We start from the raw sequence: 19849 nt of genomic DNA on the forward strand, positions 1-19849 counted from the left end.
CTCCGGACGGATCCGGAGGGCCCCTCGCTCGTCAGCTGTGAAGTGCTACGCGACCTGGAACATGCCGACGGTGGGGAGGAAGCTGCACGTGATCGGCGCCGCGCCCTCCTTCTGGGTCGTCAGACCGCCCGACACGACCGCGAGGACGCGGCCCGGGCCGGTGTCCGCGATCGCCGACAGGGTCGCCGGTCCGTCGGGGTTGATCTTGGCCTCGTTGGTGAGGTTCTGGGTGGCGCGCCGCTGGTTGTCCAGGTTGATCCACGTCACGGTCAGCGGATTGGGCTGTTCGGCGGCAACGGAACTGGTTCCGAGGGCGGTGAACACGAAACCGGCCTGACCTGCCTTGGGTCCGGGCGGGGGCAGCTGGGCCGGACCGGGGACCGCGAGCGCGGTGCCCACCGAGTCGGCGCCTTCGCCGATGCAGCCCTTGCCGATGGTCGGGTAGAGGAACTGTGCGATGACGGGTGCGTTCTCCTGCGGGATCTCGGGACCGCCGCCGCCGCTGCCGTCGAGGAACGTGATGACGCGCTCGAGGGTGGACTTGAGTTCCGGCGGGATGCCGGGGGACTCGAGGAGGTTGCGGGCCTGGTCCAGGATCGCGTCCTGGGGTCCTGCGGCGATGTCTTCGGTACCAGCGGCCGCGCCGATGATGGCGGGTGCGAACGATGCGAGCATCTCCACGGGGATGCCTTCGGGTACGGGCGGCGGCGTCGGCTGCGCGATCGCCTGGGCCGGCACTGCCATAGCGGCTGCTGCGGCCACGGCGAGAGCAGTCACTGCTCTGCGCATACCTCGGGTTCGAAGCACAGTCTCCCCATCCTTAGTCATAACAGCGTGGACGACAACTCAATCCACGTCTGACGGCTCGGGGGGTCACTCTATGTACAGCGCCCCCGGGTTGTACAGCTCACGAGTTCGTTCACCGGTAGCTGCGGCACCCCGGTGGGAGTGTATGGCATACAGACCCCGACGGTGATCCTCCGGTGACGATAGCGTGTGGTTCGTGTGGTTCGTGTGATTGGTGATGCAACTGTTACGCACGGCTACGGACACCTCGGGGGCCGCGGGCGGCGCCGTCTACGCTGTGCGGGACCGTTTCGGGATCGGCTGAGACATCTACACACCTCACGGGAGAGCGCCACACTGTGTCCGACCATGCAGCGTCCGACGGCGGAGCAGCCTCCGACGACCCGACATCCGAGCGTTCACCCACGTCGACGCGGGGAGTATCCGCCCTGCACACCCTGTTGCGATGCGCGCCTGTGCTTCTCGTGCTGTCGGTGCTCGGGCGGATGGCGTGGACGCTGTTGAGTCCCAACGGGATGAACCTCGTCGACCTGCACGTCTACGTCGACGGTTCCGAGGCGCTCCACGGTGGCAGTCTCTACGACTTCACCTATTCGGAAGTGACACCGGACTTTCCGTTGCCGTTCACCTACCCGCCGTTCGCGGCGCTCGTCTTCTTTCCCCTGCACTACCTGCCGTTCCCGCTGGTCGGGGTCGGCTGGCAGCTGCTCACCATCCTCGCCCTGTACGCGCTGGCGCGAATGAGCCTGGGGCTCGTACTCGGCGATGCCGCGCGCAGCCCGCACTGGCGTGCGGTCGCGGTGCTGTGGACCACGGTGGGGGTGTGGGTGGAACCGGTGCGCACCACGCTGGACTACGGCCAGATCAACGTCTTCCTGGCGCTGCTCGTGATGACCGCGGTCCGCAGTTCCCGGTGGTGGCTGTCCGGTGCGCTCGTCGGATTCGCCGCCGGGATCAAACTGACCCCGGCGATCACCGGCCTCTACTTCCTGATGCAACGCCGCTGGAAGGCCGCCGTGTTCTCGGGGGTCGCGTTCGCGGCGACCGTCGGAGTCAGTTACCTGCTGATCGGCTCGGAGGCGCGGGAGTACTTCACCCACCTGCTCGGTGACGCCGATCGCATCGGGCCGGTCGGCTCGGTCTGGAACCAGTCGCTGCGCGGTGCGTTGTCGCGGCTGCTCGGATACGACGTCGAGACGGGTGCCCTCTGGCTACTGGCGGTGGCGCTGACCGTCGTCCTCGCCGTCCTGGCCTGGCGGGCGATTGCCCGGGACGATCGGCTCGGCACCCTCGTCATCGTCGAGTTGCTGGGGCTGCTCGTCTCCCCGATCTCGTGGTCACACCACTGGGTGTGGGTGATCCCGATGCTGATCTGGTTGCTGCACGGCCCCTACGGGGCGATGCTCGGCACCCGGATCCTCGCCGGATACTGGCTCGTCACCACCCTCATCGGCGTGCCCTGGGTGCTCAGTTTCTTCCAGGACTCGATCTGGCTGATCTCCCGGCCCGCGGTACTCGCGTGGCTGGGCACCGTCGACGTCGTCGGCGCGTTCGGTGTCTACCTCTGGGTGGCCTACGCCGGGCGGCGCACGAAGCGTGCCGCCGCGGCCGTCGGCGAGATCAGCCCGCCAGTGAGTCGATCTGTGCAGCAAGATCCAGATCCAGCTGCGTGAGACCACCGGCGGAGTGCGTCGACAGCGTGTAGGTGACCTTGCGCCACCTGATGTCGATGTCCGGGTGGTGGTTCGCGGCCTCCGCCGCCTCCGCGACCTTCCGGACCAGCTCCACGGCTTCGGGGAAACTCGGCGATTCCACGGTGCGGGCGAGGGAATCACCCGCCCGCTGCCACCCGGGCAGTCCTGCGAGCGCGGTGTCGATCTCTCCGTCTGACAGCAACTCGGCCATACCTCATGATGGTGCCGTGCCCGAGGAACGTGCAAGACCTGTCGAGAACACCGGTGAGGTGGTGGCGGCCGCGATCATCGTCGACGGCCGGCTGCTGCTGGCGCAGCGGACGCGGCCCCCGGAACTCGCCGGACTGTGGGAGCTGCCCGGCGGCAAGGCGGAGGCGGGGGAGAGCGCCGAGGACGCGCTGCGCCGCGAACTGCGGGAGGAACTCGGCGTCGAGGTGTCGGGCGGCGACCGGATCGGTGACGACGTGCCGCTGCCCGACGGCCGGGTGCTGCGCGCCTATCGCGTCGAACTGGTGTCGGGCACACCTGCTGCGCTCGACCATGCGGAACTGCGGTGGGTGGACGAACGGGAACTGGGCGAGATCGATCTCGTCGGCAACGACCGCGGATGGGTGCCGGACCTGCGGCTGCACCTGAACGGGTGGGCCTGACCTCAGGCCGCGCGGGCCTTCTTGAGCCCCTTCTTCAGTTCCTTCTTGGACGCGCCCTCGTTCTCGAGCTTCTTCATGCGCATGATCACGACCGGACACTTGATGCACCGTGTCTTGCTGCGGCAACACTTCTTCTTCGGCTTGAGACCCGAGACCTTGCTGGCCTTCACCTTGCCCATCGGCTCGGCCTTCCTACTCCGGTGAACGCCGGTATCCACCGGCTCCGATCAGGTTAGCGTCCCCTCAGCTTTCGGCCTCACCGCACAGGCGAGGCAGGCCGAATTCGACGTGGCGCAGATCACTTTACGCTGGTCGGGCATGCCCCGCGAAGCCGGCGATGCGCGAAGTAGCCGTTCGGGCGGGTAGTATTCACGTGGCCGCGATGCCTGTACTGGGCGATTTACCATCGCCTCGACGAGGATTCTGAATCGAGATGACAAGGCGGCCGCCAGAAAGCCGTGCGAGGGAACTTTCGCGTGGCCGAATCAACTCAGCCAGGAGAGCCACCGCGTGACCATCACCAGCTTCCGTAACGTTGCCATCGTCGCACACGTCGACCACGGCAAGACCACTCTCGTCGACGCCATGCTGCGTCAGTCGGGGGCATTCGAGGAGCGCGCCGAACTGGTCGATCGCGTGATGGACTCCGGCGACCTCGAACGCGAGAAGGGCATCACCATCCTCGCGAAGAACACCGCCGTCCACAAGCACCACGGCGACGGCAGTGTCACGGTCATCAACGTCATCGACACCCCCGGTCACGCCGACTTCGGCGGCGAGGTCGAGCGCGGCCTGTCCATGGTCGACGGTGTCGTCCTGCTCGTCGACGCCTCCGAGGGCCCGCTGCCGCAGACCCGCTTCGTGCTGCGCAAGGCGCTCGCCGCGTCGCTGCCCGTCATCCTGGTGGTCAACAAGACCGACCGTCCCGACGCCCGCATCGAAGAGGTCGTCTCCGAGAGCCACGACCTGCTGCTCGACCTGGCGTCCGACCTCGACGACGAGGCCGCCGAAGCCGCCGAGCTCGCCCTCGACCTTCCCGTCCTGTACGCCTCCGGCCGTGAGGGCAAGGCGTCCAAGGTGCAGCCCGAGAACGGTCACGCGCCGGACGCCGAGAACCTCGACGCCCTGTTCGAGGTCCTCCTCAACTACGTGCCCGCGCCCAAGGGCAACGTCGACGCGCCGCTGCAGGCTCACGTCACCAACCTCGACGCGTCCGCATTCCTCGGCCGTCTCGCGCTGGTCCGCATCCACAACGGCGAGCTGACCAAGGGTCAGACCGTCTCCTGGTGCCGCGAGGTCGACGGCGAGCCCGTCGTCACCAAGGCCAAGATCACCGAACTGCTCGCCACCGTGGGCGTCGAGCGCCAGCCCGCCGAGAAGGCCGTCGCCGGCGACATCGTCGCGGTCGCCGGTTTCGCCGACATCATGATCGGCGACACCCTCGCCGACCTGGAGAACCCGGTGCCGCTGCCGCGGATCACGGTCGACCAGCCCGCCATCTCGGTGACCATCGGCACCAACACCTCGCCGCTCGTCGGCCGGGTCAGCGGACACAAGCTGACGGCCCGCATGGTGAAGTCGCGCCTCGACCAGGAACTGGTCGGCAACGTCTCGCTCAAGGTCCTCGACATCGGCCGCCCCGACGCCTGGGAGGTCCAGGGCCGTGGTGAGCTCGCGCTCGCCATCCTCGTCGAGCAGATGCGCCGCGAAGGTTTCGAGCTGACCGTCGGCAAGCCGCAGGTGGTCACCCGTCAGGTCGACGGCAAGGTGCACGAGCCCTTCGAGGAGCTCACCATCGACTGCCCCGAGGAGTACCTCGGCGCCATCACCCAGCTCCTCGCCAACCGCAAGGGCAAGATGGTGCAGATGGCCAACCACGGCGCGGGCTGGGTCCGGATGGAGTTCATCGTCCCCTCGCGCGGCCTGATCGGGTTCCGCACCGACTTCCTCACCGAGACCCGCGGCACCGGTATCGCGAACGCCGTCTTCCACGGCTACGCGCCGTGGGCCGGCGAGATCCGCGCGCGCCACACCGGCTCGCTCGTCTCGGACCGCACCGGCTCGGTCACCCCGTTCGCGATGATCCAGCTCGCCGACCGCGGAACGTTCTTCGTCGAGCCCGGCGCCGACACGTACGAGGGCATGGTCGTGGGCATCAACCCGCGCCAGGAGGACCTCGACATCAACGTCACCCGCGAGAAGAAGCTCACCAACATGCGTCAGTCCTCCGCCGACGTGATGGAGACCCTCGCCAAGCCGATCAAGCTGGAGCTCGAAGGCGCGATGGAGTTCTGCGCCGGCGACGAGTGCGTCGAGGTCACCCCGGAGGTCGTGCGGGTGCGCAAGGTGCACCTGTCGGCCACCGACCGTGCCCGTGAGCGTTCGCGTTCCAAGGCCCGCGACAAGGCGGCACTGTAGTCGGCACGTCCGACCACGTCGAACACAACCGGGCGGATGTACCTTCGATCGATCGTCGACCGAAGGTACATTCGCTCGTGGGTTTCCGGAGCCTTCCGGTATCTCTGAGGAAAGGCGGCGCGGTGGGTGCTGGGGGTCGACTCGAGAGGGTCCGAGCAGTTCGCGGAGTGCGGGCAGTTCGGGGAGCGCGGGGCCGAAGGCGCGGGAACGGTACGGCGGTGACCGCACTCCTGCTGGCCCTGTCGACGGCGGTACTCACGTCGTGCACCGCCGATCCGCCGCCCCCGGTCGAGAGCACCGACAGCCCCAAGCCGACGGTGTCGCCGACCGAGAAGCAGCCCGTCGTCGTCGCGATCGACGACGTGGGCAGCGGATTCAACCCGCACCTGCTGTCGGACCAGTCGCCGGCGAACTCCGCGGTCAGCGCTCTCGTGCTGCCCAGCCCGTTCCGGCCGGTACCCGCCCCGGCGCACCCGGGCGGCAGCACCTGGATCCCCGACTCCTCCCTCGTCGTCTCCGCCGACGTCACGTCGCAGGAACCGTTCACGGTCACGTACCAGCTGCGCAACGAAGCGCAATGGTCCGACGGCGCGCCCATCGCCGCCGAGGACTTCCGCTACCTGTGGCAGCAGATGATCAGCGCCCCCGGCGTGGTCGACCCCGCCGGCTACGACCTGATCCAGGACGTCCGGTCCTCGGGCGGCGGCAAGACGGTCACCGTCGTGATGAAGGCCGCCTACCCGGCGTGGCGTGAACTCTTCACCGACCTCCTGCCGTCCCACCTCATCAAGGATTCGCCGGGCGGCTTCGCGACCGGGCTGGCCGAGAACATCCCGGTGTCGGGCGGGCACTTCCACATCAAGTCGATCGACCGCGGCCGCGACGAGATCCTGCTCGAACGCAACGACCGGTTCTGGGACAAGCCGGCGACACCCGACCAGATCCTGATGCGTCGCGACGGCACCCCGTCGCAGCTCGCCGACTCGATGCGCAACAACGACACCCAGATCGTCCAGATTCACGGGGGCACAGCGACGTCCGCTCAGCTCGCGGCGATCCCGACGGTGCGGACCGGGGCGTCGTTCCAACCCCGCGGCCTCGACCTCACACTGAACGGCCGGGTGCCCGAACTCGCTGACGTCCGGGTGCGGAAGAGTCTGCTGAACCTGCTGGACACCGAACTGCTCGCCGTCGTCGGCGCGGGCAGCGAGGCGTCGGCGGTCCCGGCGCGCTCGCAGGTCTACGCCCCCTCCGATCCCGGTTACAGCGCGACCGCACCCGCTCGGCCGAGCCGCGAACAGGTGCTGGCACAGCTGGCCGAATACGGCTACGTCGCCGAAACGCCTACGGACACCGTCGTTCCCGCGGGCACGGTGCCGCCCACCCGGCTCGTCCGCGAGGGCGTCCCGCTCACGCTCGTCATCGGCACGCCCGAGGGCGACGACACGGCGAGCGCCGTCGCCAACACGGCGGCCGACCAGTTGCGCGGCGCCGGCATCGACGCCACCGTGACGTCGCTGCCGGCCGAGGAGTTGTACGGGGAGTCGCTGAGCAAGGGCGACATCGGAGCGGTCGTCGGCTGGTCGCGGGCCGGGTCCGACCCGGCGACGGCGCTGGCGTCCCGGCACAGCTGTCCGCCCGCAGTGGTCGCGACGACCCAGCCGAACGCGGAAACCGCCGGACCCGAGCGTGATTCGGTGTCGGAGGCCGAGGCCCCGTCGAATCTGTCGGGAGTCTGCGACCCCACCCTGCAGCCGTCGATCGACGCCGCGCTGCGCGGGGTCGGTGACGTGCCGCAGGCCCTCGCCGACGCCGATCGCAGGCTCTGGGACCTGGCCGCGGTGCTGCCGATCATGCAGGACCGCACGCTGGTCGCGGCCGGGCCCGGTGTCGACGGAGTATCGCTGTCGGGCGCGGTGCCGGTCGGAATATTCAGTGACGCAGCAGACTGGAGCAGGATCAAGGAATGAGTGAGCGGCGACTTCTGCTGGTCCATGCCCATCCCGACGACGAGACCCTCACCACCGGCGGCACCATCGCGCACTACGCCGCCGACGGTGCCGACGTCCACGTCCTGACGTGCACACTCGGCGAGGAGGGGGAGGTGATCGGCGACGAGTGGGCGCACCTGGTCGCGGACGCCGCCGATCAACTCGGCGGGTTCCGGATCGGTGAGCTGACGTCCGCGCTGGCGTCTCTTGGTGCCGGGCGGCCGCGATTCCTCCTGGGAGCGGGGCGCTTCCGTGACTCCGGCATGGCGGGCGCGGCGTCGGCGGCGAACCCGCGCGCCTTCGTCAACGCCGACCGCGACGCGGTGACCGCGGCGATCGTGGCGGTCATCCGCGAGGTGCGGCCGCACGTCGTCGTCACGTACGACCCGGACGGCGGATACGGGCACCCCGACCACATCCAGGCGCACGGGATCGTCACGGCGGCCGTCGAGGCGGCGGGAACGGAACAGTTCCCCGACGCGGGCGTCCCCTGGGAGGTCGCGAAACTGTACTGGACGGTGACCGAGGCGAGCGCGCTCGAGGCGGGACTCTGCCGCATCGGTGATCTTCCGGACGGCTGGCGGCTGCCGGAGCCCGGCGAATTGCCGAGCGTGCCGGACGCCGACGTGACGACGGTGATCGACGTACGGGGTGTGCTCGACGCGAAGCGGAACGCGCTGTCGGCGCACGCCACCCAGGTGACCGTGGCGCCGAGCGGCACCGAGTACGCACTCTCCAACGACATCGCGCAGCCGATCCTGGTGGAGGAGCACTTCGTGCTGGTCCGCGGCGCCCTCGGGGATCGGGACGCCGACGGCCGGGAGCGGGACCTCTTCGGTGGCGTGGGTCGCTGACCGCAGGTGTCTGTGACCGGTGTTACGTATTACACTGTGGCGCACGTCACGCAGCGGCCGCGGTCGAGTCCGCGTGGCACCCGTCAGGAGAGGCGATAGATGTACAACTGGGATGTTCAGAACGCCATCGTCGCGTTCGTCGATACACTCCGGCCCTCGTGGCCGGCCCAGCACGACCTGTACTACAGCGTGCTGTACGGATTCGCCGACATGCAGAGCCATTTGCTGACCCTGCTGGGCTACCCGCCCGTCGCCTGATCCACTATTGACACATGACCGTCGGCACCGCAGCGCAACCCGGGCACCTCGACGCTTTGGGGAGGGTCACCCTCGCGCTGCTGGTGTTCGACGGTTTTCTGTGCGCCGTCCTGTCGGTGCTGTTCCTGCCCAGCTATCTCGGTGCCACGCCGTTTCCGATCAGCATCCTCGCCGCCGCCGTCGCCAATCTGGCGCTGGTGATCGCCGCCCGGTCCACGACCGGCCGGGTCGGGTCGGGAGTGCTGCCACTCGCCGGCTGGGGGGCCGGTTTCCTGCTGTGCATGTTCGGCGGTCCGGGCGGCGACGTGCTCATGCTCGCGTCCGTCTGGACGCTCCTGCTCCTCATCGGCTCGCTGCTTCCCGCCGCGGTCTACCTGTGGAAGGTCAGTGTCAAAGCGGCTTTCGGGGCTGTTTCACCTCCGGAACGCGGGGGTACGCGGTAGCGACCAGCAGCCTGCTGAAGGAGCATCGCGATGACAGATCAGAACTTCACGACCGACGACGCCGGCATCCCGGTCACGAGTGACGAACACTCGCTCACCATCGGGACGGACGGGCCCATCCTCCTCCAGGACCACTATCTGATCGAGAAGATGGCCCAGTTCAACCGCGAACGCGTTGCGGAGCGCCAACCGCACGCGAAGGGAGGCGGGGCGTTCGGACGGTTCGAAGTCACCGAGGACGTCTCCGCGTACACGAAAGCCGATCTCTTCCAGCCCGGGAAGAAGACGGATCTGCTGATCAGATTCTCGTCGGTCGCCGGCGAGCGCGGCAGCCCGGACACGTGGCGCGACCCCCGCGGATTCGCGGTGAAGTTCTACACCGAGCAGGGCAACTACGACATGGTCGGAAACAACACGCCCGTCTTCTTCGTCCGCGACCCGATGAAGTTTCAGGACTTCATCCGCTCGCAGAAGCGGCGCGCCGACAACAACCTTCGCGACCACGACATGCAGTGGGACTTCTGGACGCTGTCCCCGGAGTCGGCGCACCAGGTCACCTGGCTGATGGGCGATCGCGGCATTCCGCGCACCTGGCGGCACATGAACGGCTACTCCAGCCACACATACATGTGGGTCAACGCCGCCGGCGAGAAGTTCTGGGTGAAGTACCACTTCCACACCGACCAGGGCATCGAGTTCTTCACCCAGCACGAGGGCGACCAGATGGCGTCCGTCGACACCGATTACCACACACGGGACCTGTGGGAGCACATCGACGGCGGCGAGTACCCGAGCTGGACGCTGAAGATGCAGATCATGCCGTTCGAGGATGCGGACGACTACCGGTTCAACCCGTTCGACCTCACCAAGGTGTGGCCGCACAGCGACTACCCGCTGATCCCCGTCGGCAGAATGACCCTCGACCGCAACCCCACGGACTACCACTGCGAGATCGAGCAGGCCGCATTCGAACCGAGCAATCTGGTCCCCGGCATCGGCCCGAGTCCCGACAAGATGCTCATCGGCAGGCTGTTCTCCTACCCGGACGCCCACCGCTACCGGATCGGCGCCAACTACAAGGAACTGCCCGTCAACCGGCCACACGTGCCCGTCCACTCGTATTCGAAGGACGGCAACATGCGGCACCACAACCCCGGGGACCCGGTGTACGTGCCGAATTCCAAGGGCGGCCCGCATGCCGACCCTTCGCAGGTCGGGGAGACCGCCACCTGGTACGGCGCCGGCGACATGGTCCGCTCGCCCTACGCACTCCACCAGGAGGACGACGACTTCGGTCAGGCCGGGACGATGGTCCGGGACGTGCTCGACGACGCCGCCCGGGACCGTCTGGTGGACAACGTCGTCGGGCATCTGCTGAACGGCGTCACCGAACCGATCCTGGCGAAGGCGTTCGAGTACTGGCGCAACGTCGACAAGACGCTCGGCGACCGGATCGCCGACGGGGTGTCGACGAAACAGTCGGAGACCGATCCCAAGGCGGGGGAGCAGGCCAATCCGGCGCGCAGCAGCGCGCAGGCGAAGGCTTAACGCTCGAACGCCACCGGGTGCCGAGGCTCGTACAGCATCATCTCACCCGCTCCGGGGATCTTCAGGGAGGTGGTGAGGCCGTACCCGTCGTCGCGGATTCCGCGGCTGAACTCGGCACCCTTGGCCTCGAGTTCCGCCACGGTCGACTCGATGTCTTCGCACATCAGCGAGATCTCGTGGTGCGGCCGGGTCGACCACGGCTCACCGCCCCGATCGTCCGAGGTGGGATGCACACCCATCTCGGACGGCCCGGTGCGGAAGATCAACCAGCCGCCGCCGGCGTCGACGTGCCGCCAGCCCAGCACGTCGCGGAAGAAGTCGCGGGCGGCTTCGGCGTCGTCCGCGTAGACCAGAGTGTGCACAGCTGTGATCATGTGCGCAGCCTAGTGCGATTCGTCCGTCACACTGAGAGAATGTCGAACGACGAACTGTCCGGACTGACCATCGCCGTCACCGCCGAACGCCGGGCCGCCGAATTCATCACGCTGCTCGAACGGCACGGCGCCGCCATCGTCCACACCCCTGCCATCCACGTGCTTCCGCTCGTCGACGACTCCGATCTGCGCGCCCGCACCGCCGAGATCATCGCGTCGCCGCCGGATCTCCTCGTGGTCAGCACCGCCGTCGGGTTCCGGGGGTGGCTTGACGCGGCACGGGCCTGGGACGAGGAGGACGCGCTGCTCACCGCCCTGCAGTCGGCGCGGATCATCACCCGCGGTCCCAAGGCGAAGGGCGCCGTCCGCGGCGCCGGCCTGCGCGAGGAGTGGTCGCCCGACACCGAATCGTCCGAGGAAGTGCACGAACACCTCGTCGCGGAGGGCGTGCGCGGACTACGCGTCGCGGTCCAGTTGCACGGCACCATCACCGAATGGGAACCGATGACCGACCTCAGCGTCTCCCTCGCCGGCGCCGGGGCCCGGACGACGGCCGTGTCGGTGTACCGGTGGATCCGGCCCGAGAATCAGCAGCCGCTGCTCACGCTGCTCGACCGGATCATCCGAGCCGACGTCGACGCCGTCACGTTCACCAGCGCACCCGCCGTCTCCTCGCTGCTCAGCACCGCGAAGGACACCGACAGGGTCGACGCCCTCCTGCGGGCGTTCCACGGTCCGGTCGCACCCGTCTGCGTCGGATCCGTGACGGCCTCGCCGCTCACCGTCCTCGGGGTGGACACCCTGCAACCGGCCCGCCCCCGGCTCGGCAGCATGGCCAAATACATCATCGAGGAGCTCCCGAAGCGGCGCTGACGGTCCTCCCCGCCGGACGAGCCGGTGAACGTGTTCTGCTGGCTGACGTGGTAGCACCCGAACAAGTGCAAGGGACGTTCGGTGCCGGCCAGTTCGACGTGCGCGCCGTGCCCGAACCTGGGTCGCGGCCGGGGGACGGCCCAGCCGACGTCGTCGAGGACGGGCAGCAGCGACTGCCAGCCGAACCCGCCGAGCACGATCACGGATCGCAGGTGGGGTTGCAGGATGCGCAGCTCGGCGTCGAGCCAGTGGCGGCAGTTGTCGCGTTCCTCCGGGGTGGGTTTGTTCGCGGGCGGTGCACAGTGCACCGGGGACGTGATCCGGACGCCGAACAGTTCGAGGCCGTCGCCGATGCGGGTGGCTGTCGGCTGGCTCGCGAGACCCACGGCGTGCAGGGCGGTGTAGAGGAAGTCGCCGCTGCGGTCGCCGGTGAACATGCGTCCGGTCCGGTTCGCACCGTGCGCGGCGGGCGCGAGACCCACGATCAGCAGGGACGCATCGGCCGGACCGAATCCGGGAACCGGACGGCCCCAATAGGTTTCGTCACGGAACGACGCGCGCTTCTCGCGTGCGACGGTCTCCCGCCACTCGACGAGGCGGGGGCAGGCCCGGCAGTCGATCAGCTGGGCGTCGAGACCGGCGATGTCGGTCAGCGCCGCGCCCACACGTCACCTCCGCCGGGCGTCACCGACTCGACGAGCGACCACGCCTGATCGGCAGGCAGATCGATCACCAGGTACTTCCCGGTGCCGGCGGGGGTCGCGGCGATGACGGTCGCCACCCCCGCCCGCCGCTGGAAGAACGTCTGGCGGACGGTCCACCCGATGATGCCGTCGGCGTCGAGGCTGTCCCGGGCGCGGTCGAGGGAGCCGCTGCGGGTGATCAACCACCCGGGCAGCACCGCGTGACCGAGACCGCGGTACCGATCCCACGCCAGCGCCACGCCGCCGACGGCGAGCACCGCGATCCCGGCCCACACCGCCCAGAACACGGGCCGGTCGAGGATCCGGAACACGAGGGCGGCGGCCAGCGCGACCTCCGCGGGGATCAGCGCCCGGGTGTAGCGGCGCCGCTGGGCGACCGGCCCGTGCGGGGTGAGCGGGACCGCGGCCTGGCGGTGGTCGCCGATGACGGTGGCCATCACCCGCTCCGCTTCCGCGCGTGGCGCCTGCGGGAGCAGCAGCGACGACTCCCGTCTCTCGGCGCTGACACCGGTCATCACGGCATCCAGCCGGGCGCCGCCGGCGAGCCGCAGGAGCAGTGGTTCCTTCAGGGTCGTTCCGCGCAAACGGGCGCGGTCCAGGGTGGTCTGGCGGGTCTTCAGCAGGCCGTGGCTGACGTGCAGGGTGCGGCCGTTGTCCGTCACCGTCATGTTGCCGTACGTCAGCAGGTACCGCACGCACGCGAGGCCGCTGGCGGCGATCAGGAGGACGACGATGCCGACGACGATGGCCACGGCGATCCCGACGCGCTCGGCGGATTCGATCCCCTCGGCCACCGTCGACGAGCGGGCGATCTTCGCGCCGATTCCGTACTGGAACGCGAGTCCGACGATCGCCGCGATGGTCACCACCCCGGTCACCGAGAACGGGGCGTAGCGCACCCAGGCGGGGGTCCAGCGGCCGATCTCGGTCACCGCGGGTTCCTGCGCGACCGCGGCTTGCCCGACGTCGACTGCGGGCTGCCGGGCGAGGAGTGCGGCCCGCAGGTCCGGAACGAGCCCGGCGGAGAGGGCGTTGAGTTCGAACTTCGCCGCGTCGGGTGTGGAACCCACCTGCCGGCCGGTGCCGATGCGCACGATCGACAGGCCGAGCAGGCGATGCAGGACCCCCGCCTCGACGTCGACGGACCGGATGCGGTTGCGCGGAACGGACAGCAGTCGTTTGTTGAACAGGCCCTGCCGCAGTTGCACGTGCACCGGGCCGATGCGGTAGCTCGTCGTGAACCAGCGCGCGACGCCGAGCATCACGAACACGACGACGGCGACGAAGCTCCACACGTGGTTACCGCTCTGGGTGCCGATCACCAGCGAAATCAGCAACACCGGCAGGAGTTTGACGATCTCGTTGACGGGGTGGACCAGCAGCATCCGGCGGTCCAGGCGCAACCAGGGTTGCTCCTCCTCCGCCGCGACCGCGGCCTCGCCCTGCGCGATGGGCGGAGCGATGCCCGGTTCCGGTGCCGCACTCATGTGGCGTCACCGACGTTGGTGCCCGCGATCTCGGTGAGCCGCGCGACGGTGCGGTCGGCGGTGTCCTGGTCGAGTGCGGCGATCTCGACGGCGCCGGCGGACGACGCGGTCGTGACGGTGACGGTCGCCAGCCCCAGCATGCGGTCGATCGGTCCGCGTTCGGTGTCGACGGTCTGGATGCGGGAGATGGGCGCGATGCGCCGTTCCTGGGTGAACCAGCCGCTGCGCGTGTAGACCGCCGTGTCGCTGATCTCCCACCGATGCACCCGGTACCGCCAGAACGGGACGACGGCGACGTGGACGATCGCGAGCACCGCGGTGATCGCGAGGACCGTGAGGTGCACCCACACGGGCCACCAGTGGAAGACGAGCGCGACGGCCTGCACGACGAAGACGGGAAACCAGAGGAGGGCGGCGTTGATTGCCCACAGCTGCTTGGCTTTGGGGCTGGGCCGCCACAGCGGCTCCGCCATGGTGACGGTGGTGGGCACACTCATGCCCCTACTTTGGCCGTGCCCCGCCATTCTGTCGAGAACGGACCTAAGGTGGGAGGACCCCCGAAGTGAAAGGAGCGCAGACATGACGTCATTCGATGCGGCCGATTCTCCGGAGGTTCCCGAGGCGGACCGGCTCGAGCAGGAAATCGCCGTCGACGACGACAATTCCGACGAAGTCGAGGAAGCGTCGTCGCTGGAGGTGAACGAGGCGGACGCTGCCGAGCAGAGCAGGGCGGTTCCGGTCGACGAGGACTACCCGCGCGGGTAGCGATCCGCGCCGCTCGCGGAGTCTGGGTGGCACGGCTCGTCGTCGATGGCGCATGATCGCTGGGTGACCCATTCAGGTGAAGAGTCCGGCCGGCCCACGATGCTTCCCATGCCGGGTGTTCCGGCGGCACCCCCGTCCGGCGCATCGGCGCAGGAAGTGGCCCCCACCGCGTCTGCGATGCGGCGGGTGTTGCGGCGGGCGCGGGACGGTGCCACGTTGAACGTGGACGAGGCGGCGGTGTTGTTGCAGGCGCGCGGCGAGGATCTGGTGGATCTGTGTTCGTCGGCGGCGAAGGTGCGCGATGCCGGGTTGCTGGCGGCGGGCCGACCGCGGGCGGTGACGTACTCGCGGAAGGTGTTCATCCCGCTGACCCGGTTGTGCCGGGACAGGTGCCATTACTGCACGTTCGTCACGGTGCCCGGCAAGTTGCGGGCGGAGGGGCGCGGGGCGTACCTGGACCCGGACGAGGTAGTCGAGATCGCCCGGCAGGGCGCCGAATTGGGCTGCAAGGAGGCCCTGTTCACGTTGGGGGACCGGCCGGAGGAGCGGTGGCCGGAGGCCAAGCAGTGGCTCGACGAGCGGGGCTACGACTCGACGCTGGACTACCTGCGGGCGATGTCGATCCGGGTGCTCGAGGAGACCGGGCTGCTGCCGCACCTGAACCCGGGCGTGATGAGCTGGGAGGAGATCTCCCGCCTCAAGCCGGTGGCCCCGTCGATGGGGATGATGCTCGAGACCACCTCCACCCGGTTGTTCACCGACAAGGGCGAATGCCATTACGGCAGCCCGGACAAGGACCCGGCGGTGCGGTTGCGCACCCTGACCGACGCGGGCCGGCTCAGTGTGCCGTTCACCACCGGGATTCTGGTCGGCATCGGTGAGACGGTCCGGGAGCGGGCCGAGTCGATCATGGCGATCCGGAAGTCGCACAAGGCGTTCGGGCACGTCCAGGAGGTGATCGTGCAGAACTTCCTGGCCAAACCGGACACCGCGATGCGCGATGCCCCCGACGCCGGCCTCGAGGAGTTCACCGCGACGATCGCGGTGTCCCGGCTGCTGCTGGGCCCGGGGATGCGGATCCAGTCGCCACCGAATCTGGTGTCGATGACCGAGTGCGCGGCACTGCTCGGGGCCGGGGTCGACGACTGGGGTGGGGTCTCGCCCCTGACCCCGGATCATGTGAACCCGGAACGGCCGTGGCCGAACCTGGACACCCTGGCCGAGATCACCGCGGCCGCCGGGTTCGAGCTGACCGAACGGACGGCGGCGCAGCCGCAGTTCGTGCTGGCCGGCCCGCCGTGGATCGACCCACGGATCACCGGGCACGTGCAGGCCCTGGCGGACCCGGACACCGGGCTCGCCAAGGTCGATACCAGGCCGGTGGGGTTGCCGTGGCAGGAGCCGGACGAGTCGTGGGAGTCGACGGGGCGGGTGGATCTGCACACCGGGATCGACACCGACGGCCGCAACACCGACACCCGCAGCGATCTGGGTAGCGCGTTCGGGGACTGGGAGACCGTCCGCGAACAGGTCCTCGAACTCAGTGGCCCGGTGCGGGTGGACACCGACGTCCTGGCGGCGCTGCGGGCCGCCGAACGCGACCCGGCGGGGTTGTCGGACGACGAATACCTGGCGTTGGCGACCGCCGACGGGGCCGGGCTCGAGGCGGTGGTCGCGTTGGCCGACGCACTGCGCAAGGACGCGGTCGGCGACGAGGTGACGTATGTGGTGAACCGGAACATCAACTTCACCAACATCTGCTACACCGGCTGCCGGTTCTGCGCGTTCGCGCAACGCAAGGGCGACGCGGACGCGTTCACCCTGTCCACCGGCGAGGTCGCGGACCGGGCGTGGGAGGCGCACGTGGCGGGGGCGACGGAGGTGTGCATGCAGGGCGGTATCGACCCGGAACTGCCGGTCACCGGGTACGCGGATCTGGTACGGGCGGTGAAGAAGCGGGTGCCGTCGATGCACGTGCATGCGTTCTCGCCGATGGAGATCGTCAACGGCGCCTCCCGGGGTGGGCAGAGCATCCGGGACTGGCTGACCGAACTGCGCGAGGCGGGTCTGGACACCATCCCGGGCACCGCGGCGGAGATCCTCGACGACGAGGTGCGGTGGGTGCTCACCAAGGGGAAGCTGCCCACCGCCACCTGGGTGGAGGTGGTGACCACCGCCCACGAGGTGGGGCTGCGGTCGAGTTCGACGATGATGTACGGGCACGTCGACAACCCGAAGCATTGGGTGGGGCATCTGCGGGTGCTGTCCGGGATCCAGGACCGCACCGGTGGGTTCACCGAGTTCGTGCCGTTGCCATTCGTGCATCAGAGTGCGCCGCTGTATCTGGCGGGGGCGTCGCGGCCGGGTCCGACGAACCGGGACAACCGGGCCGTGCACGCCCTCGCCCGGATCATGCTCCACGGGCGGATCCCCAACATTCAGACCAGCTGGGTCAAGTTGGGGGTGACCGGCACCCAGGTGATGCTCAACGGTGGGGCCAACGACCTCGGGGGCACGCTGATGGAGGAGACCATCTCCCGGATGGCGGGATCGGAGCACGGATCGGAGAAGACCGTCGAAGAACTGAGGGCCATCGCCGAGGGCATCGGCCGCCCCGCCCGCGAACGCACCACCACACACGCACGACGCGAGGGAAGGTCACCGGCCGCATGACCGAGACCGATCGGCTGGGCGACGACACCGTCGTCGGCATTCTGGATCGCGCCGCGCGGGGAATCAACCCCGTGCTCGATCTGGCCCTCACGGACCCGTTCGGCATCAAGGGCCGGACGTTCACCCCGACAGCGGCGCAACGGGGCGCCGCCGAGGCGCTGCTCGACGGCGTCGCCTGGGTGCTCGACACCGTGCGGTTCCCGGGGACGGCGTCGTGGGAGAAGTCGAGCGACGACGAGCGGGCACGGTGGTGGGTGACGCGGATCGGCGCGCTGAACACGATCGCGGTCGCGTCCCCGGGCATGTTCGGTGTGCTCCTCAACCGGCTCCCGATCCAGGACGTGCTCGGATTCGCGAATCAGGCCGTCGTGCTCGTCGCCGTCGCACGGGAACACGGCGTCACGGACCGGTCCGAGCAGGTGGACCTGCTGGCGTCCGTGCTGTGCCGGCGAGAAACGGACGCGCGTGCGGTGCTCGCCGGTTCGGCGGAATCTGCGGGTGCCGCGGACGGCGACTCGGTGTGGCAACCGTTCGGACTGATCGGTGCGCTGTGGCGCACGGCCCGCACGGTGAGCGCGCTCAGTGACGAACTCGACAAGCGCCCGCAGCCGGGCGGGACCTCCGCGCTGCTGGGGAACATCCCGGTGGTCGGTGTGGTGGCCGGGTATCTCGGCGAACGGGGCGCGCTGGTGAGAGCCGTGAAACAGGCCGAGAAACGGATCGCGGCCCGGGCGCCGCTGCCCGCGGCGATCCGCCGGGTCAGGTAACCCTCACCGCAGAGGGGTCCGCCGGGCAGGCGATAATGATTGCTTCCGCGAGGTACCAGCGGCCCGTACCTCGCGCTTACTCGTGTCAGAAAGGCAGGGAGAGCGGCAGTGCCCTACACGATTGCTGAACCGTGCGTGGATGTGCTGGACAAGGCGTGCATCGAGGAATGCCCTGTCGACTGCATCTACGAGGGCGGGCGGATGCTCTACATCCATCCGGACGAATGCGTGGACTGCGGCGCCTGTGAACCCGTCTGCCCCGTCGAAGCCATCTTCTACGAAGACGACGTCCCGGACCAGTGGAACGGCTACATTGCCGCGAACGTCGACTTCTTCGACGACCTCGGTTCCCCCGGCGGAGCTGCGAAGCTGGGCAAGGTCGACTACGACCCGCCATTCGTCAAGGCGCTGCCCCCCATGGGCGAGGACTAGAGGTGCCTCGCATCCCGGTAGCTGCAGCACTTCCCGACTTTCCGTGGGACTCGCTCGAGTCGGCGAAGGCGAAGGCCTTCGCCCACCCGGGTGGCATCGTCAACCTGTCGGTGGGAACCCCCGTCGATCCGGTCGCCCCGATCATCCAGGAGGCGCTGACCGCCGTCGCCGCGATACCGGGATACCCGACGACGCACGGCACGGACGAACTCCGCACCGCCGCGGTCGAGGCGCTGCGCCGCCGCTACGGAATCACCGGCATCGACCCGGCGGCGGTGCTGCCCGCGATCGGCACGAAGGAGCTCATCGCCTGGCTGCCACGCCTTCTGGGGCTCGGCGCCGACGACCTCGTGGTCATTCCGGAGCTCGCGTACCCCACCTACGAGGTGGGTGCACTCCTCGCGGGGGCGCGGGTGCTCCGCGCCGACGGGCTGAACCGGCTCGGCCCGGAGGGCGCGTCGCTGATCTTCGTGAACTCGCCCTCCAACCCGACCGGCAAGGTTCTCGGCCTCGAGCATCTGCGGAAGGTGGTCGACTGGGCGCGCAGCCGGGGCGCCATCGTGGCGTCCGACGAGTGCTACCTGGGGTTGGCCTGGGAAGGGGAAGCCCTCTCCATCCTCGACGAGCGGGTGAACGACGGCGACCTCACCGGTCTCCTCGCGGTGCACTCGCTGTCGAAGACGTCCAACCTCGCGAGCTATCGCGCGGGCTTCGTCACCGGTGACCCGGCATTGGTCGCCGAACTCCTCGAGGTCCGCAAACACGCGGGCATGATGGTGCCGTTGCCGATCCAGTCGGCGATGACCGCCGCGCTCAGCGACGACGACCACGAGAACGAGCAGCGTGAACGGTACCGCCGGCGCCGGGAGATTCTTCTCGCAGCGGTGCGCGGCGCCGGATTCACCGTCGACGATTCCGAGGCCGGGCTGTACCTGTGGGCGACCCGCGGCGAGGCCTGCCGGGACACCGTCGAGTGGTTCGCCGAGCGGGGCATTCTCGTGGCGCCGGGGGAGTTCTACGGTCCCGGCGGCGGCACCCACGTGCGGATCGCGCTGACGGCCGACGACGAACGCATCGCGGCCGCAGCGGAACGACTGGCCTGACCCGACTC

General features: G+C 69.1%; 20 protein-coding genes and 1 pseudogene. 14 read left to right on the forward strand and 7 right to left on the reverse strand.

The genetic code is table 11. The annotated features are described in order from the left end of the window. Positions 1–45: 45 nt before the first annotated feature. Complete coding sequence (locus ACFTZB_RS02510) at positions 46–828, reverse strand: hypothetical protein (protein ID WP_378429953.1); 783 nt, start codon at positions 826–828, stop codon at positions 46–48. A 317-nt stretch (positions 829–1145) separates the two neighbouring features. Here ACFTZB_RS02510 and ACFTZB_RS02515 point away from each other — a divergent pair, with 317 nt between their 5' ends. Continuing rightward, positions 1146–2480: a mannosyltransferase gene (locus tag ACFTZB_RS02515; protein ID WP_378429954.1), complete on the forward strand. Its 1335-nt coding sequence runs from the start codon at positions 1146–1148 to the stop codon at positions 2478–2480. Here the strand turns inward: ACFTZB_RS02515 and ACFTZB_RS02520 are convergent. After that, positions 2428–2712: a 4a-hydroxytetrahydrobiopterin dehydratase gene (locus ACFTZB_RS02520; RefSeq protein ID WP_124389488.1), complete on the reverse strand. Its 285-nt coding sequence runs from the start codon at positions 2710–2712 to the stop codon at positions 2428–2430. The two genes, ACFTZB_RS02515 and ACFTZB_RS02520, sit on opposite strands and share 53 nt — an antisense overlap. 58 nt (positions 2713–2770) lie before the next feature. Between ACFTZB_RS02520 and ACFTZB_RS02525 the strand changes: the two genes are divergently transcribed. After that, on the forward strand, positions 2771–3151 hold the full coding sequence (locus ACFTZB_RS02525; protein ID WP_378430016.1) for a (deoxy)nucleoside triphosphate pyrophosphohydrolase: 381 nt from the start codon (positions 2771–2773) through the stop codon (positions 3149–3151). A 2-nt stretch (positions 3152–3153) separates the two neighbouring features. Here ACFTZB_RS02525 and ACFTZB_RS02530 read toward each other — a convergent pair whose 3' ends face one another. Next, the gene (locus tag ACFTZB_RS02530) at positions 3154–3330 is read right to left on the reverse strand and encodes a hypothetical protein (RefSeq protein ID WP_005253649.1); all 177 of its coding nucleotides are present in this window, start codon (positions 3328–3330) and stop codon (positions 3154–3156) included. 331 nt (positions 3331–3661) lie between these two features. Between ACFTZB_RS02530 and typA the strand changes: the two genes are divergently transcribed. The 6 genes from typA (at position 3662) to ACFTZB_RS02560 (ending at position 10663) form a co-directional block, all read left to right on the forward strand. Continuing rightward, on the forward strand, positions 3662–5569 hold the full coding sequence (gene typA / locus ACFTZB_RS02535; protein ID WP_276142009.1) for a translational GTPase TypA: 1908 nt from the start codon (positions 3662–3664) through the stop codon (positions 5567–5569). Between the two features lie 122 nt (positions 5570–5691). Further along, positions 5692–7539, forward strand: a complete 1848-nt coding sequence (locus ACFTZB_RS02540) for an ABC transporter family substrate-binding protein (protein ID WP_378429955.1) — start codon at positions 5692–5694, stop codon at positions 7537–7539. After that, positions 7536–8414: an N-acetyl-1-D-myo-inositol-2-amino-2-deoxy-alpha-D-glucopyranoside deacetylase gene (gene mshB / locus ACFTZB_RS02545; RefSeq protein WP_378429956.1), complete on the forward strand. Its 879-nt coding sequence runs from the start codon at positions 7536–7538 to the stop codon at positions 8412–8414. The genes ACFTZB_RS02540 and mshB overlap by 4 nt, the downstream gene beginning before the upstream one ends. A gap of 99 nt (positions 8415–8513) precedes the next feature. Further along, positions 8514–8672 carry a hypothetical protein gene (locus ACFTZB_RS02550; RefSeq protein ID WP_005239161.1) on the forward strand — a complete coding sequence of 53 codons (159 nt, stop codon included), beginning with the start codon at positions 8514–8516 and terminating at the stop codon, positions 8670–8672. Between the two features lie 14 nt (positions 8673–8686). Then, a complete protein-coding gene (locus ACFTZB_RS02555) occupies positions 8687–9115 on the forward strand; it encodes a hypothetical protein (protein ID WP_378429957.1) in 429 nt (142 codons plus the stop codon). Positions 9116–9145: 30 nt separating this feature from the next. Further along, positions 9146–10663 carry a catalase gene (locus ACFTZB_RS02560; protein ID WP_378429958.1) on the forward strand — a complete coding sequence of 506 codons (1518 nt, stop codon included), beginning with the start codon at positions 9146–9148 and terminating at the stop codon, positions 10661–10663. Here ACFTZB_RS02560 and ACFTZB_RS02565 read toward each other — a convergent pair. After that, positions 10660–11037, reverse strand: coding sequence for a VOC family protein (locus ACFTZB_RS02565; RefSeq protein WP_378429959.1), 378 nt, complete (start codon positions 11035–11037; stop codon positions 10660–10662). The two genes, ACFTZB_RS02560 and ACFTZB_RS02565, sit on opposite strands and share 4 nt — an antisense overlap. Positions 11038–11076: 39 nt before the next feature. Here ACFTZB_RS02565 and ACFTZB_RS02570 point away from each other — a divergent pair, with 39 nt between their 5' ends. After that, positions 11077–11910 (forward strand): uroporphyrinogen-III synthase, encoded by an 834-nt coding sequence (locus ACFTZB_RS02570; protein ID WP_378429960.1) that lies wholly within the window; start codon positions 11077–11079, stop codon positions 11908–11910. A gap of 20 nt (positions 11911–11930) precedes the next feature. Here the strand turns inward: ACFTZB_RS02570 and ACFTZB_RS02575 are convergent. From ACFTZB_RS02575 to ACFTZB_RS02585, 3 genes and pseudogenes are all read right to left on the reverse strand, one after another. After that, a pseudogene (locus ACFTZB_RS02575) lies at positions 11931–12575 on the reverse strand (uracil-DNA glycosylase); the annotation flags it as partial. After that, complete coding sequence (locus ACFTZB_RS02580) at positions 12560–14101, reverse strand: PH domain-containing protein (RefSeq protein WP_378429961.1); 1542 nt, start codon at positions 14099–14101, stop codon at positions 12560–12562. The gene ACFTZB_RS02580 and the pseudogene ACFTZB_RS02575, both read right to left, overlap by 16 nt. Continuing rightward, entirely contained in the window at positions 14098–14598 is a 501-nt protein-coding gene (locus tag ACFTZB_RS02585) for a PH domain-containing protein (protein ID WP_378429962.1), read from the reverse strand. Before ACFTZB_RS02585 ends, ACFTZB_RS02580 begins: the two co-directional genes overlap by 4 nt. Before the next feature lie 82 nt (positions 14599–14680). On the opposite strand from ACFTZB_RS02585, the gene ACFTZB_RS02590 reads away from it, so the two are divergent. The 5 genes from ACFTZB_RS02590 (at position 14681) to dapC (ending at position 19841) form a co-directional block, all read left to right on the forward strand. Continuing rightward, complete coding sequence (locus ACFTZB_RS02590) at positions 14681–14866, forward strand: hypothetical protein (RefSeq protein ID WP_378429963.1); 186 nt, start codon at positions 14681–14683, stop codon at positions 14864–14866. Between the two features lie 45 nt (positions 14867–14911). Next, complete coding sequence (locus ACFTZB_RS02595) at positions 14912–17539, forward strand: bifunctional FO biosynthesis protein CofGH (protein WP_378429964.1); 2628 nt, start codon at positions 14912–14914, stop codon at positions 17537–17539. Next, a complete protein-coding gene (locus tag ACFTZB_RS02600; RefSeq protein ID WP_378429965.1) occupies positions 17536–18306 on the forward strand; it encodes a hypothetical protein in 771 nt (256 codons plus the stop codon). Before ACFTZB_RS02595 ends, ACFTZB_RS02600 begins: the two co-directional genes overlap by 4 nt. A 108-nt stretch (positions 18307–18414) precedes the next feature. Further along, positions 18415–18738 carry a ferredoxin gene (gene fdxA / locus ACFTZB_RS02605; protein WP_005263360.1) on the forward strand — a complete coding sequence of 108 codons (324 nt, stop codon included), beginning with the start codon at positions 18415–18417 and terminating at the stop codon, positions 18736–18738. 2 nt (positions 18739–18740) lie between these two features. Beyond that, positions 18741–19841, forward strand: a complete 1101-nt coding sequence (dapC, locus tag ACFTZB_RS02610) for a succinyldiaminopimelate transaminase (RefSeq protein WP_378429966.1) — start codon at positions 18741–18743, stop codon at positions 19839–19841. Positions 19842–19849: the final 8 nt, after the last annotated feature.

Origin of the sequence: Rhodococcus sp. NPDC057014 (assembly GCF_042673295.1) — a bacterium.
Classification (GTDB): Bacteria; Actinomycetota; Actinomycetes; order Mycobacteriales; family Mycobacteriaceae; genus Rhodococcus_F.